The organism is Chitinophagales bacterium (assembly GCA_020635995.1).
In the GTDB taxonomy this organism is placed as follows: Bacteria; Bacteroidota; Bacteroidia; order Chitinophagales; family UBA8649; genus JAFMKE01.
In genome coordinates this window covers 206,110-221,803 of record JACJYS010000002.1, presented here as the reverse complement: position 1 = coordinate 221,803, position 15,694 = coordinate 206,110, and the positions used below count along the sequence as shown (strand labels likewise).

Below are 15,694 nucleotides of genomic sequence, written 5' to 3'. Positions count from 1 at the left end.
CCACTAAGCCAAAACAAACGTTTTTACTTTTAAATTTCTTTTTGTTAAACGTCAAAACTTTGTTTTGGCGTTGCCTGCTCAAAGAACAGGACTTTCAATTTATCACTAAATGCCCTATTGGCTATACACCTTGTTGTAGAGCGTTTTATTATTTCAATAAATCAGATATGTTGTCACCTGGTAAATAATTCCACCAGCTATATTTTACATATTTTTCGTTTATGGGTAAGGTATCTCCGTCTTGATTGATTAGCGTAAGAGAATAGTCCGCAATCATACTATATTTTGGATTATCCTGGTCATAAACAATAACTACTACTGAGTTTAGGGGGAATTCATCTCCTTGTCTGCCCTGATAAGTAATTCCATCAACTTGATATTGGTATCTGGAATAATCATGTCTATGTTTCCCAGATTCCCAATTTTTGATTATTGTTCCATATGTATATCCTGTGTGTGTTTTAATTCCAACATACGTGTATATGTTAAACGTGAAAATCACACTAAAGAATAGTCCTATCCCAAGCCCAATTAGTATGTTTCTTTTCTTTTTGGTCATTCTATTTTAAATGCTCTACAACAATTATATAAACGAACATTTATGCCGTATATATTCCGTTTGTACGTTGCTAAAATATAGATAATTTATTAAATTTTAATAGTTTTATTAGTGTTTTTTCAATAAGTTTCTTATTATTCCAACGGGTCACTGACCCATTGGAAAACAAAATAACCCACTGGAAACTAACTTATTTAAAACAAAAGAGCCAAGCAAAACATGCTTGGCTCTATCTGTTTATTTATAAATTAAAATTTCTTATTTTAATCTTCCTAATTTGTAGCTTAAACCAAAACCGGCAAATGCCTCCGGAGATGCACTGTTAAAGCCTAAACCACCGTTTAAGTCTAATGTTAACTTATCTATAACCGCTACTCTTACTCCGGCATTCATACCTATGTTAGAATAGTAGCTTTTTCTCATGTAATTAAAGTGCTCTACATATACATCTAACATTTGTAAAGCATGTACTGTTACATTTACTGTATAGTAGTAGTCTGGGTCTTTAGCTGTTTGAGCATCGTCTAATACCATCCCTGTCCATCTAACACCGGCATTGTAGTTTAAGCTAACTCTTTTGCCAAAATGGTGAGCCACTAAAATAGCAAATTCCGGAGTTACATAAGATGGTCTATCTACTAACACCCATGGTCTTGTAACATTGTTTTTGTCTTGTGCATCACGCATAGTAGTGTAAACACCCAAACCTACATAAACCGATGCATCTGTAGATACTTTTTTATGCGTTTCGGCAAACTGTGCTCTTAATCCTATGTCTAATGGCGACCAATAGTTGTATTTGTCTTTAAAGCTTTCATCCCAAGCTCTTAACACCATTTGATTGTTGCTAATAGCAAAGTTTAACTCTACTCTATCGTGTAGTGCCCATCTTAATTTGGCTTTAATAGGAGAAAAAACATCTGTTTTGTAAGTAGAATTGTCTGCATCTGTCCACTCATAGTTGATACCTAACTCTACTTGTAATCCTCTACCTACTGTAGCTCCAGTACGACCAAACATACCCCTATCGGTAGTTAATACTTTTGACTTGAATTCTTTTTTTGCTTCTTCTTGGCTGTATGCAAATGTTGAAACAACCAATAACAATAATAATAGTAAATTTTTCTTCATTACGTTTTTAATTTTGTGCAAAGATATTGCTTTTTTATTAAATTTTCCTTTCTTCTTACAATTATTGAGCCATAAATGCCTCTGTCATGCCAATAGATGAAAATCCTCCATCGTGAAAAATGTTTTGCATGGTTATCATTCGGGTTAAATCGCTAAACATAGCTACGCAAAATTCAGCACAGCTTTCTGATGAAGCGTTGCCTAATGGCGATAATTTTTCGGCATAATCAAAAAATACATCAAAACCTTTTACCCCAGAGCCGGCTGTTGTTTTAGTTGGCGATTGAGAAATCGTGTTTACTCTTACTTTTTTTTCTGCACCATAATAATACCCAAATGAACGAGCGATAGACTCTAAGGTTGATTTGGCATCTGCCATATCATTATATCCGGGGAAAGTACGCTGAGCGGCTATGTAAGTTAATGCCAATACAGATGCCCACTCATTTAGTGCATCTAATTTATGTGCTGTTTGCAACACTTTATGAAATGATAATGCCGATATATCTAATGTTTTTAAGAAAAAATCATAATTCAAATCGGTATAAGGTTTGTTTTTTCTAACATTTGGGCTCATTCCTATGCTATGAAGCACAAAATCTAATTTGCCATATTTTTCCATGGCTGTTTTAAATAAGTTTTCTAAATCTTCAGTACTTGTAGCATCGGCAGGCACTACTTCTGTATTGCATTTTTGGGCTAATTCATTTATTTTGCCTAATCGCAATGCTACAGGAGCATTGGTTAATATAAACTCTGCTCCCTGTTCTTTTGCTTTCTCTGCCACTTTCCAAGCTATGGAGTTTTCGTCTAAAGCACCAAAAATAATTCCTTTTTTCCCTTTTAATAAGTTGTTCATCTGTTTTACTTTTTAATTTAATTGGCTTTAACTGCCACATTATAATATCCTGTATTTGCTGAGTTATATACCGTTTCGTATATAGCTAAATAAATTACGCCTGTTTTATCGGCATATCCGTTAAAATTATTTCCGGCATATTGTATTTTGCCCGATAATCCTATTCTATATACTAACTGTCCGTAGTTTAATTTATCTTCTTTTTTGCCCACAGCTCCGTTTATGCCTCCATCGGGGGTGTAGGTGTTGCCCGATAAGCTGGCTAATACCACTTCTCCCGTAGCAGATATGCTTATTTTGTCTCCTTTTTTAACTAAAATTTGTGTGTTAAACCAGTTTTCATCTTTATTGCCCGAAATATTTTCATTGGCAAATACTTTAAACACATCTTTATTGCTAAAACCACCGCTACTTGTTATTTTAACATCTATAAAATCTATATCATTTCTTTCTACAGAAATATTTCCATAAGAAGTGACTACGGTAAGTGCATCAAAATTATAATTGCCTTCTATTTTATTAGTATTGCTGTAGGTTAAAATATCATTTATACTATAGTTTCTTGAAACTTTGTGCTTTGCCAGCATTACTTCGTAAAGTACAGCCGTGTTTATATCTGTTGTGGTATAAGCCGGGCCTCCTGTAGCCGACTCCATAAATGCACGAATAAACGGAATAGCTCCTTCGTCCATTTTAACTACTTTATCAAAAGCGGTTTCTTTTTCTTTAGCCGTGCCGTATTCTATTTCGTCAAGGAGTTTTAGTAAATTTCCTTTGTCAAAGCGAGCATCGTTTAAGCCCACTTTTATGCTGTTTACTTTATCAACAGGGATTTTTAAACTGCCAAAATCTGTTTCAAAATTGATACTTTCTAAGCTGCTAATGCCTGTTAATATATCGCCATTTTTGAGGTGTAAACTTAGCTCAACTTGGTTTTGAGCATTTACTAATATGTTTATGCCCAACAAAGCACAAACCCAAAACAAATGTTTTTTCATAATGCAAATTTAAGAATTACTCTCGTAACTCAAAGCACGCACTAAATCTTCATCTAATTACGGAAATTTGCTGCGTAGTGCCTGTTCATATTGTATCTAAAAATACTATAACTATCCGTTATTATACCAATAATTTATGCTTTAAGGTAGCATATTGGGACGTTTAAGTAAAATTTGAATTACAGTTTGTGTTCTTTTTACCTTTGTCTTGACACAAAGGTAACCAAAGGTCAAGACTGTAATCAAAAACACTAAAATGCTATAAAACAGACGATGACAAATTAATGTATGCTCAATTTTAGTTTTCCTAAAGTATTTTCATTTGTATGAGCATACTAATTTGTCTGTTTACTGTTTTATAATTTCATTCATTTTGGGTGTCTGTTTTACATCATTTCTTAACGTATTTTTGATTAAGGTCAGGTAAAAGTGCACCTTAAGTTTGCAAGTTGGGCACCCATTAACCGAAAACTCCGTAAAAAATTAAACTGTTTGAAGAACGGAGTGATGAGTTTTTGATTTTTAGGAGTTGAAGAATGGGTCGCTGAAAACTTAGTGCGATTCTTTTGTAACTTTTCTTCTAAAGAAAAGTTAATGTAAAATACTTCATAGGTATCTTTACAGATAGTTGTAAAAAATACTAAACGAAACAATTTTCCGAACAATAGGGAAACACTACTCTCCAAAAACGTATTTGATAATATTAGCACCCATTTTAAGTGCTTGTAGTCTAACATTTTCCGGGTCGTGGTGTACACGTTCATCTTCCCAGCCATCACCTAAATCGGTTTCGTAGGTGTAAAGCAATACTAACCTGCCTTCATAAATTAAACCATACGCTCTGGGAGCTTTATCGTCATGCTCGTGTATTTTGGGTAGTCCATTTTTAAAAGGAAAAGCCGTTTGGTATATTTCGTGAGAAAAAGGCAATTCTACTAAATTGGTATTATCTATAAGTTGGTTTAAAATAGGTCTTATATATTCGTCCATTCCATAATTATCGTCAATGTGTAAAAAACCACCCGCTTTTAAATATTTTTTAAGGTTGTCTTTTTCTTGCTCTGAAAAAACCACATTTCCATGACCTGTCATGTGCACAAAAGGATAATTAAATAAATCGGGACTACCAACTTCTACCGTTTCGGGCTCGGGATTTATAGATGTGCCTAACTCTTTATTGCAAAAAGATATTAAATTGGGCAAGGAAGTAGGATTGGCATACCAATCGCCCCCGCCATTATATTTTAGTAGTCCAATTTGAAAACCATACTGTGCTTTTAAACTAAAGGCACTAAATATTATTAATAAAAAAAATAGTTTTTTCATTTCTGCAACATTTGATAAGCAACAGCCGTAAAAATTCCTGCCGTTTCTGTTCTCAATCTCTTTTTGCCCAAAGATATAGGAATAAAATTATTTTCTTTGGCTAAAGCAATTTCTTGTTCGGTAAAACCACCTTCCGGGCCTATGGCAAAAACTGCTTTTTTGTTAAAATCTAAATTTAAAGATTTAATATCATTTGTTTCCTCTTCTACATAAGCTATATATTTTTGCGTAGCATTGTTTTGTAAAAGTTCTTTAAAAGAAATTTCTTTATGCATGTTAGGCAAAAACAAACTTTTACTCTGTTTCATGGCACTTAAAGCTATGCTTTCTATTCTTTCTATATTTAATTTTCTGCGTTCGGAGTTTTGACTATAAAACGGTATGATTTCTTTAACGCCTATTTCTACGCATTTTTCTACTAACCACTCAAATTTCTCTCTTTTTTTAGTTGGGGCAACAGCTAAAACTAAATTGTTGGTATCTTCTTTTTCTTCTTTTATTGTTTTAAAATAATGTAAAATGGTTTTTCTTTTCTCAATTTGAGAAATTTCAGCTTCTATTAGCAATCCTTTTCCATTGCATACAAAAACCTTATCGCCCACTTTTTTGCGTAGCACTTTGCTTAAGTGTTGGTGTTCTTGCTCCTCTATCTGAAATGTATGGTTGCTTATATTTTCAGCATAAAATATTTGCATTTAGGCTTTATTTAACTCCGCAAAATATTTATAAAAATAAGGTATGGTTTCAATGCCTTTTAAATAATTTTCTACGGCAAAATGTTCATTTGGCGAATGTATAGCATCGCTATCTAAACCAAAACCCATTAATACTGTTTTTATACCCAATACTTGCTCAAACATAGTAACAATAGGAATACTGCCACCGCTTCTTAAAGGAATAGGTGTTTTCATAAAAGTAGTTTCCATTGCTTTTTCAGCAGCTTTGTATGCTATAGAGTTAGTAGGCGTTACGGCAGCTTCTCCATCGTGGTGGGGCGTTATTTTTACTTTAACAGAAGATGGAGCTATCAATTCAAAATGATTTTTAAATAGCTCTGTTATTTTTTTGCTGCTTTGGTTAGGTACTAATCTCATAGAAATTTTAGCATAAGCTTTAGAAGGCAATACGGTTTTAGCTCCTTCGCCTATATATCCGCCCCATATTCCGTTTACATCAAGTGTAGGGCGTATAGATGTTCTTTCTAAAGTGGTGTAGCCTTCTTCTCCGCTTACGGCATTTATATTTAAGTGCTTTTTATAGTCATCTAAACTAAACGGAGCACTATTCATTGCGTTTCTTTCTGCTTGGCTTACTTCTGCTACATCATCATAAAATCCGGGAATTGTTATTTTGCCTTGTTTGTCGTGTAGTGATGCAATCATATCGGCAAGTACATTTATAGGATTGGCAACAGCTCCGCCATATATTCCGGAGTGCAAATCTCTGTTTGGCCCTGTTACTTCTACTTCTAAATAGCTCAATCCTCTTAATCCTGTAGTTATAGATGGGTGTTCAAGACTTATTAAAGCCGTATCGGAAATTAAAACCACATCGCAAGCTAATTTTTCAGTGTTGGCACGCACAAAAGTTTCTAAATTATCAGAGCCCACTTCTTCTTCGCCCTCTATCATAAATTTAACATTGCAAGGCACACCACCGTTTTTCATCATTAGCTCAAAAGCTTTTAAGTGCATATACATTTGTCCTTTATCATCGCTGGCACCACGGGCATATATTTTTTCATCTTTAATTATTGGCTCAAAAGGTGGCGAAGTCCACAATTCTAATGGATCCGGTGGCTGCACATCATAATGTCCGTAAACCAAAATAGTAGGAAGTTTAGGGTTCACTATTTTTTCTCCATAAACCACAGGATAACCTGCTGTAGGGCATATTTCTACTTTGTCGGCTCCGGCTTCTTTAAGTTTTGTGGCTACAAAATCGGCAGTTTTGTGTACGCTTTCGCTATATTTTTTATCGGCACTTATTGAAGGTATTTTTAATAAATCAATGAGTTCGTTTACAAATCGGTCTTTATTGTTTTCTATATATGGCTTAATAAAATTCATCTGTTTATAATTAGATTTCAAATTTAAGGCTTTGTTAAAAGAAAAGGTAATTATTTCGTTAATTTGCATAGTATTATGTTAGTTTCTTTAGAAATAAAAAATTATGCAATAATTCAGCATGTCAATATCCAATTTGGCAAAGGCTTGAATATAATAACTGGCGAAACGGGAGCAGGAAAATCTATTTTGGTAGGTGCATTGGGTTTGGCATTAGGCAATAGAGCCGATACCAAAGTATTGTATGCCAATGATGAAAAATGTGTGGTAGAAGCTGTTTTTGAAATAAGCCAATACAATTTAAAGCCTTTTTTTGAAGATAACGATATAGATTTTGAGCAAAAAACCATAATTAGAAGAGAAATAACAGCTAATGGAAAATCAAGAGCTTTTGTTAATGATACGCCCGTTACTTTAGAAGTTTTAAAATCTTTAGCAGAAAAATTAATTAATCTTACTTCGCAGCACGAAACTCAGCAACTTAATAAAGAAAATTATCAGATAGACATTTTAGATGCCGTGGCGGCAAACGAAACTTTGTTATTTAATTATAAAACTGCTTTTAACTTGTATAAAGCAACGCTTAAAAAAATAGCAAATTTAAAAACAGAGCAAGAGCAACTGCAAAAAGATTATGATTACAATCAGTTTCAATTTGATGAAATAGCAAATGCCAATTTAGACAATATAAATATTGACGAAATAGAGCAAGAACTAAACAGTTTAAACAATGCAGAAACTATTCAAGCAAAATTAATAAGTGTAGTAAAATTGTTGGATGAAGATGATATTAATACATTGCAGTTGTTAAACGAAGCATACACCCAACTAAAAGAAATAGCCAAGTTTAATAAAGAATTTGAAGCTTTAGCCGAGCGAATTAACAGCAGTATAATTGAAATAGAAGACCTAAAAAGCGAAGCACAAACTATAGCCAATCAAACTGAGTTTGACGAAGAAAAAATTGAAATGCTTACCGAAACTTTAAATGCGGCTCATAAGCTAATGCGAAAACACAATGTGGATTCCATTGCCGATTTAATGCAGTTAAAGAATGATTTTGAAGCTAAATTGCTTTCTTTTAACAACAATACTAACCAGCTTAATAAATTAGAAAAAGAAGCAGAAAGCCAAGAGCAAGATGTAAAATTGTTAGCTCAAAAACTACACGAAAGCAGAATGCAAGCCGGCAAAAATGCCAAAAAAGAGATAGAAGCTACTTTGGCAAAAGTAGGTATGCCTAATGCCGTTTTTGAAGTAAGTATAAATGCTAAACAAGATTATACAAGCACCGGAAATGACCAAGTACAGTTTATGTTTAATGCCAATAAAGGTTTTGCATTGCAGCCATTAAATAAAATAGCATCGGGAGGAGAAATGTCAAGAGTAATGCTCAGTATTCAAGCTTTGTTAGCTAAAAATACAGCTTTACCCACATTAATTTTTGATGAAATAGACACAGGTATTTCGGGAGAAACTGCGGCAAAAGTTGCCGATGTATTTACAAGCATAAGCACTAAACACCAGTTAATAGCCATAACGCACTTGCCTCAAATAGCGGCAAAAGCACAGCATCATTTATTTATTTATAAAAGCGAAAATGAGGGCAAAACAGCTACAAAAATAGCTTTGCTAAATGAAGAAAAACACATAACGGCTATAGCCCGTATGTTGAGTGGCGAAAAAATTTCTGAAGAATCATTGAGTAACGCCAAACAACTAATAAAAAGCTAAATGAAACAGCTTACCGTAATAATAGTTAATTATAATGTTCGCTATTTTATAGAGCAAGCTATTGTTTCTGTTAAAAATGCTTGTAAATCAATAAACTATCAGATTATTGTAGTAGATAATGCTTCGCAAGATGATTCTGTAGCTTTAATTAAAGAGAAATTTCCGGAAGTAAAACTCATTGAAAACAAAGAAAATGTAGGCTTTGGCAAGGCAAATAACCAAGCTATAAAAATAGCTGAAAGCGAATATATTTTGCTTTTAAACCCTGATACTGTTTTGCAAGAAGACACTATAACTGTTTGTGTTGATTTTATGGAAAAAGAACAAAAATGCGGTGCTATAGGTGTAAAAATGATAGACGGGAAAGGAAAATTTTTGCCTGAATCAAAAAGAAGTTTGCCTACGCCTTTTGTGGCTTTCAGCAAAATGAGCGGTTTATCGGCTTTGTTTCCAAAATCTGAAAAATTTGGCAAATACCATTTAGGATATTTAGATAAAGATAAAAACCACGAAGTAGAAGTGCTTTCCGGAGCTTTTATGTTTTTTAGAGCAAAACTATTAAAAGAAATTGGCGGTTTTGATGAAGACTATTTTATGTATGGCGAAGACATAGATTTATCTTACCAAGTGCTTAAAAAAGGCTATAAAAATTATTATTTAGCCACTACAAGTATTATACATTATAAGGGCGAAAGCACCAAAAAAGGCTCACTTAACTATGTTAAAGTGTTTTACGAAGCCATGCTCATTTTTGCTAAAAAACATTTTACACCTCAGCAAGCCAAATTGTATAGCATAGCCATTTATTTTGCCATTTTTTTTAAGGGTTTTAGTAGTTTATTTTTCTCTTTTATTAGAAAAATAGCCTTGCCTTTTTTTGATTTTTTGTTCAGTTACGGCATTTTAAATTTGCTGACTCATTTGTGGGCATCAAAAGTAAAGGAGGTAGAAAACTATTACCCTACCACTTTTTATACATTAATATTGCCGTTTTATAGTTTGGCGTGGGTGTTGAGCAATTTAATTTCCGGGGGATATGAAAAGCCATATAGAATTAATAAAATATTGAAAGGCGTATTATTTGGCACTTTAATTATAGCGGCTATTTATGGCTTTTTGCCGGAGCATTTAAGATTTTCAAGAGCCATAATTTTACTGGGGGCGGTTTTTACGGGTACCGCTATGCTTTTTAACAGATTGATTTACAACATTATAGTTAATAAAAAATTCCTTTTTGAGTTAGCCAATAATTCGCGGATAGTGATAGTAGGAGAAAAACAAGAAGCCAAAAGAGCTTTAGGTTTGCTACAAGATAGTGTAGATAATTTGAATTTTATAGGATTTGTAGGGGCTAATGGAACAAAAGAAACTGATTTTTTAGGCGATTTTAAAAGTTTGGAAGATATAGTTAGTTTGTACCAAATAGATGAAATAGTGTTTTGCAATAAAAACATAAGTTCGCAAAATATAATTAATACCATGACGGTTTTGGGGAGCAATTTAAACTACAAAATACTTCCGGAAGACAGTATGAGTATAATAGGCAGCAACTCTAAAAATACTGCCGGAGATTTATATGCTATAGATGTTAATTTAAAAATAGCCGGACAAAGAGCTAAAGTGTTAAAACGCAGTTTTGATGTGATATTTTCTTTGTTTTTGCTACTACTTTTTCCTATAGCTGTATTTTTTGTAAAGGAGAAAGCCGGGTTTTTTAAAAATATTTTTAGCGTATTAATAGGCGAAAAAACGTGGGTGGGATATACTCCTAATAATTCGGATACTTATAAACTACCTAAGCTAAAAGCCGGAGTGGTTTCTCCATTTATAGTATTTGACAATAAAAAAGCTATAAATAGCCATAAAATAAATTTGCTATATGCAAAAAACTACAGCGTTTTTGATGATTTACGAATAGTTTTTAAAGGGTTTGCTTTTTTGGGACAAGCTTAAGATTACCTATTTTTAAATGGCGTTATGAACTTTTTGAAATTAAATTCAAGCTTATAACACCTTGAATGATAAGATAGAGAAGATTGCTTCACTCCGTTCGCAAAGACGAACCAACATGAGCACGTATTTGCAAGTACTGTATTTGTGCCACCACTCCAAGTGGTGGCACGAGTACGCCAGACAAAGGAACGTCTTTGCTAGTGAGGTACGAGCGAAGCAATCTTAATACTATTACAACTGTCAGGTTTGGTAGTTTATCGTGGTCAGCGTTGGGACAAAATTAGGCATTACCTAATAACAGAAACAATGCCTTTTTTCTTGATTTTTTGCCCGTCAGAAGCGGTAAACTCAATAATGTATGGGTAGCCTCCTAAAGGAACTAAACTGCTATTATTAGTACCTTGCCAGCCTGTGTTTACATCATTGCTTTCAAAAATTAAAGCTCCCCAGCGGTTAAAAATTTGCATTTTATAGTTGGTAGGGTTGCCAAAAACTATGTAAGGTTTAAATTCATTATTTGTACCACTTGGTACTATGGCATTAGGTATGTATATGGTGGGGCGTTCTTCTACACAGCTCACATTTGAAGAACTCACAAAATTTTCTGTACTTCCATCGGGATATTCAAAAGTATATTCTGCTTCTACTTTGTAGCAAAAATTGCCTAATTGGTCATAGTAAGCACTTATATCATCTATGTAAGAAAAATCTGTGGTAGAAGGCGAAAAACTTTCTACATATTGCATGCCTGCACCATAATCTCGGTATAAACGGTACGTGTTTACCGTGGCATCTTCAAGCTCAAAAGGATTCCATAATACTTCATTTTTAAAGAAATCGTTTAGTTTGGCTTCTGCAAAAATGGTTCTTCCTATGGTAGAGTAGTGGTTGGTATTACAACTATCATTGGCAGTTATTCTATAATATCGCCAGTTGCTGGCATAAGGTGGAGAAGTAGTGTCGGGCAGATAAATATTTCCTAAGCCGGCAAAAACGCTCCTGTCATAACGCTCTACCCAGTCAAAATCGCTACCATATTTACTAGTATCTATTTGCATATTTCTAAGTTCTGCATTATTATCTATAAAAAATGAAATATCTATTTGCGTGTCATTTACTACACTTAAATGGTAAATATAAAATTCTGTAGGAGGCTGCACTATTTGAGCGGTATCATATCGCCACGGGCTATTGCTACGTGGTACGCCATTGCTGTCTATTACTTCCACACGCATAGCTATGGTATCGCCATCTAAAAAATCAAAGAGATTATAAATATTTTGGTTGCCTGCCTGTGTGCTTACTAAAGTATCGGCACTTCCATTTATATTTACCAATATTTGATAATAATAACCTAAATTATAAGGATTAGTATATTGTCCCCACTCGTATTCTATAAGTTGGTTGCAACCTTGCTGGTCGGCAGTGGCGTGCAAAAGTTGGTAGCCAATTTCGTTATACTGCGAAAAACTACCACACCCATTCATATATATTAATGTGTATTGCAAATTTTCGTCATTGGGATTTGAAACTATGTCGGTATAACAAGTATTAGTTATTCCATAAACGGTGTCTATAGGTTGTGCTAAGCCGTTGGGCAAAAGATAAGAAACCACATAAGCTGTAGTTTGAGGGAAAGTGCTTTCTTCCCAGCAAATTTCTATGCCACTATTTGTAACATTTATACTGCTTATTTCCGGTTGGTATGAGCCAAAATCGCTTGTAGAAATAGGAGAGGTGGAAGGTGGCTGTCCCGGGCAATTGTAATTAAAAACAATATAGTAGTAAATAGGAGAACCTACGGTTATTCCGTTTACGTGGGTATAATCTGTTTGGGTTGCTGTAGTTATAGTAGTTATTAGGGTAAATGCATTATTGGGGTCGTTTGCTGCCCAAATTTCGTAGTTAACAAAAGGACCACATGGCGTAGCAGGCGGACTCCATGAAATGTAATAATCACTGGCTCCAATGGCATCTACACATAGTATTTCCTGTGCTTTTGCATTAAAAACACTTATTGTTAAAATTAAAGCTATTAGATGTATTACTTTTTTCATTTACCCAACCACTACTTTATACATATTTTTATAATCTAAATACTCATTGGCTAAAGCTTGCAAACGAGCCGGTGTTATGCTGTGTATAATTTTTAAATATTCATTTATTTTTTCTAAATCATTGTCAAAAATAAGAAAACTTTGCAAAGTCTTAGTAGTACTTAAAGCTCCATCTACTCGTTTCATTAGTTGCCCTACTAAATAATTTTTTACCATTTCTAACTCTTCTTTTCCTATAGGCTCATTTTTTAAACGATTTATTTCCTTTTCTATTTCATGCAGTGTGGCATTTTTATATTCTGAGCCCACATCTGTTGCTATACAAAAATACCCTTGGTTCATTATTGCGGTATAAAAAGAATAAATACCGTAAGTATAGCCTTTTTCTTCTCTAATATTGCTCATTAATCTACTACCAAAATAGCCACCTAATACAGTATTTAGTATTTTAAAATCATAATAATCTTTATGATGATAAGAAAACAGGGGCATACCCACTCTTAATGCTGCTTGATGTTTATTTTTAGCATCAATAAAAATTTCTTTATCCTCAATAGGATTTAGTTCAATGCTATCATTAGTTTTATTAATTACTTTAAGTTTTCCTAAATATTGGTTTATTAATTTTATTTCTTTATGCCCAATGTTTCCTGATACTGTGGCAAATGAACCGCTATTGAGCTGCCAATGTGCTTCTTGAAAGTTTTTTAGGTCTTGTCGGTTTATATTTTTTAAATCTTCACTTTTAGGAAAATAGCCAAAAGTGCTTTCTTTTCCAAAAATAGCTTGGTTGAAATGCAGGCTGGCAATGTAGCTGTTTTTATCCTTTTGTACAGCTAAATTTTGTTTTATTTTTTCTTTTGTTTTTTTAATTTCTTTTTCAGGAAAACTAACTTCTGTTAATACTTCTATTAATTTTGGTAGCACTTCGGGTAGTTGATTGCTTAAGCAATATAAATTTAGTTTAGCGGTGTACATATTAGATCTAAACTTTACTGTTGCACCATAAAAATCAAAGTTTTCGTTTATTTGGTAAGCCGTTTTTGACGAAGTTCCTTTTTTCATCATACCGGCACACAAACTTGCCAACAGTTTTTTATTTTCAAAATATCGTCCGGCTCGGTACATTATATTTAGTTCGCAAATGTTTTGAGTTGTGCCACTAATTACATACAATGGAAAATTATTGTCTAAGGTTTCTTTATGTATGTTTATAAAATCTAAATGCTTAGGCAAATATATATGTGGAGCTATGGTTCTATTCATTATTTTTCTTTTGGTAATATAAAGTGCTACAATTTTCAGCACGAAAAACTTCTTGAGCTACTCTTTGTACATCTTTTGTGTTCACTTTTTGATATGTTTCTTGCTCATTATTATACAAATGCATAGCATCTATCATTTTAAAATAAGCCAAATTAAATGCTTTGTTTGTATGTGTTTCATTAGAAAAGGCTATATAGTTGCATGTTTTGTTTACTACTTTTTGCAATTCTCTTTCTTTAATCTTCTCGTTTACAAATTTTGCTAAAAATGCTTCTAACGCCACATCTAATTGTTTCAAGCTAATATTATCTTCCGGTTTGGCTTCTATTACAATTAAATTTTCATCATCGGTGCCACTAATAAAGCAGTCTATTTCAGTACAAAGGTCAGTTTCATCTATAAACTTTTGGTATAACTGCGAAGATGCTCCTGTGCCTAATATATCGGTAAGCACATCGGCAGTATAATAGTCTTTATGTGTTCTACTACAGGTATGGTATGCTTTGTATAAAACCGACTGAGGTACATCTCTTTCTACTTCTAAAAAACGAGCTGCTGTTTGTTTTGGTTCTGTAGGCAACGTTCTATTTATAGGTTTTCCTTTAGGAATATCGCCAAACCATTTTTCAATTTGGGGTAGTAACTCTGCTGCTTTTACTCCGCCTACTATACTTAAAATAGCATTATTAGGGCGATAATAAGTATAGAAAAAGTCTTTAGTATCTTGCAAAGTAATGGCTTGAATATGAGCCAACTCTTTGCCAATAGTTGGCCATTTGTAAGGATGTACTTTATAACAAAGTTCTGAAATTAAAAACCACACATCGCCATAAGGTTTGTTGAGGTAGTTTTGCTTAAATTCTTCGCAAACTACAGAAATTTGCGTGTCTAAACTTTTTTGGTTAAAATCAAGTTCAAGCATTCTGTCGCTTTCCAGCCAAAGAGCCGTTTCTATGTTAGTAGCCGGCAAAGTTTCGTAGTAATTAGTTAAATCTTTTGAAGTAAATGCATTGTTGCTACCACCGGCTTTTTGTAGGTGGCTGTCAAAGTGTTTAATGTTTTTAGAGCCTTCAAACATAAAATGTTCAAACAAATGAGCAAAGCCCGTTTTGCTTTCGCTTTCATTTTTAGAGCCCACTTTGTACAGTAAGTTTACCGTAACTAAAGGCGTATTTTCATCTTCATCTATAAGAATAGTTAGTCCATTAGCTAACTTAAATTCCTTTACATTTTCCATAGGTTTGCAAAGGTAGCTTATTAATGGTTAATTGTTGTAATTAATAAGTTGAGAAGGCTCTAATACCGATTAGGAATATATAATAGTCCAATATCGGCTACGCCTTATTGTACTAAATATATTGCTCTATCGGCATTTACCATTTACTCAAGTGTAATTATGCTGTAAAAGAAAGGAATATTTTTATTTTCAAGATTTGGAGGAGATAATTTTTTATCTCTTTCCTTGTGAACAAAAGGAATTTTATTTTGTACATTATTAAAAAAAGAACGTGCTGTTTTTGCAGTTGTATGTGTTGTTGCAAAATCGGGTAATTAGTCCTTTTTTGTATGATAATAGAGTTTTTCTTCTAATGTATTGTTATTCATATTTATCTTGTATGATACTAATTCTGAATTATCTTCTCCATTTCCATATTCATCTTTAAAAAATCTTAAATTTTTATTGGCAATTAGATAGACGTTTTTACCCCAGTTTTCAATAAAAGCAGATCCAAACCTTATATATT

12 protein-coding genes are annotated in these 15,694 nt (G+C 33.3%); 2 read left to right on the top strand and 10 right to left on the bottom strand.

Annotation, left to right across the window (positions count from 1 at the left end):
* Positions 1-148: 148 nt before the first annotated feature.
* The 7 genes from H6578_05045 to H6578_05015 all read right to left on the bottom strand — a co-directional run bounded on the left by H6578_05045 (position 149) and on the right by H6578_05015 (position 6,942).
* On the bottom strand, positions 149-559 hold the full coding sequence (locus H6578_05045; protein ID MCB9226516.1) for a hypothetical protein: 411 nt from the start codon (positions 557-559) through the stop codon (positions 149-151).
* A gap of 258 nt (positions 560-817) precedes the next feature.
* Positions 818-1,690, bottom strand: coding sequence for a transporter (locus H6578_05040; protein MCB9226515.1), 873 nt, complete (start codon positions 1,688-1,690; stop codon positions 818-820).
* A 61-nt stretch (positions 1,691-1,751) separates the two neighbouring features.
* On the bottom strand, positions 1,752-2,549 hold the full coding sequence (locus H6578_05035) for an enoyl-ACP reductase (GenBank protein MCB9226514.1): 798 nt from the start codon (positions 2,547-2,549) through the stop codon (positions 1,752-1,754).
* A gap of 17 nt (positions 2,550-2,566) precedes the next feature.
* Positions 2,567-3,547 (bottom strand): hypothetical protein, encoded by a 981-nt coding sequence (locus tag H6578_05030; GenBank protein MCB9226513.1) that lies wholly within the window; start codon positions 3,545-3,547, stop codon positions 2,567-2,569.
* A 675-nt stretch (positions 3,548-4,222) separates the two neighbouring features.
* On the bottom strand, positions 4,223-4,873 hold the full coding sequence (locus H6578_05025; protein MCB9226512.1) for a DUF4159 domain-containing protein: 651 nt from the start codon (positions 4,871-4,873) through the stop codon (positions 4,223-4,225).
* Complete coding sequence (locus H6578_05020; GenBank protein ID MCB9226511.1) at positions 4,870-5,568, bottom strand: 16S rRNA (uracil(1498)-N(3))-methyltransferase; 699 nt, start codon at positions 5,566-5,568, stop codon at positions 4,870-4,872. Before H6578_05020 ends, H6578_05025 begins: the two co-directional genes overlap by 4 nt.
* Positions 5,569-6,942 (bottom strand): dipeptidase, encoded by a 1,374-nt coding sequence (locus H6578_05015; GenBank protein MCB9226510.1) that lies wholly within the window; start codon positions 6,940-6,942, stop codon positions 5,569-5,571.
* Between the two features lie 75 nt (positions 6,943-7,017).
* Between H6578_05015 and recN the strand changes: the two genes are divergently transcribed.
* Both recN and H6578_05005 read left to right on the top strand, forming a co-directional pair.
* Complete coding sequence (recN, locus tag H6578_05010) at positions 7,018-8,673, top strand: DNA repair protein RecN (protein ID MCB9226509.1); 1,656 nt, start codon at positions 7,018-7,020, stop codon at positions 8,671-8,673.
* Complete coding sequence (locus H6578_05005; GenBank protein MCB9226508.1) at positions 8,674-10,626, top strand: glycosyltransferase; 1,953 nt, start codon at positions 8,674-8,676, stop codon at positions 10,624-10,626.
* Between the two features lie 287 nt (positions 10,627-10,913).
* Here H6578_05005 and H6578_05000 read toward each other — a convergent pair whose 3' ends face one another.
* The 3 genes from H6578_05000 to H6578_04990 are packed head-to-tail and all read right to left on the bottom strand — an operon-like array spanning position 10,914 to position 15,186.
* A complete protein-coding gene (locus tag H6578_05000; protein MCB9226507.1) occupies positions 10,914-12,683 on the bottom strand; it encodes a gliding motility-associated C-terminal domain-containing protein in 1,770 nt (589 codons plus the stop codon).
* On the bottom strand, positions 12,684-13,949 hold the full coding sequence (locus tag H6578_04995; protein ID MCB9226506.1) for an insulinase family protein: 1,266 nt from the start codon (positions 13,947-13,949) through the stop codon (positions 12,684-12,686).
* Complete coding sequence (locus H6578_04990; protein MCB9226505.1) at positions 13,942-15,186, bottom strand: insulinase family protein; 1,245 nt, start codon at positions 15,184-15,186, stop codon at positions 13,942-13,944. Before H6578_04990 ends, H6578_04995 begins: the two co-directional genes overlap by 8 nt.
* Positions 15,187-15,694: the final 508 nt, after the last annotated feature.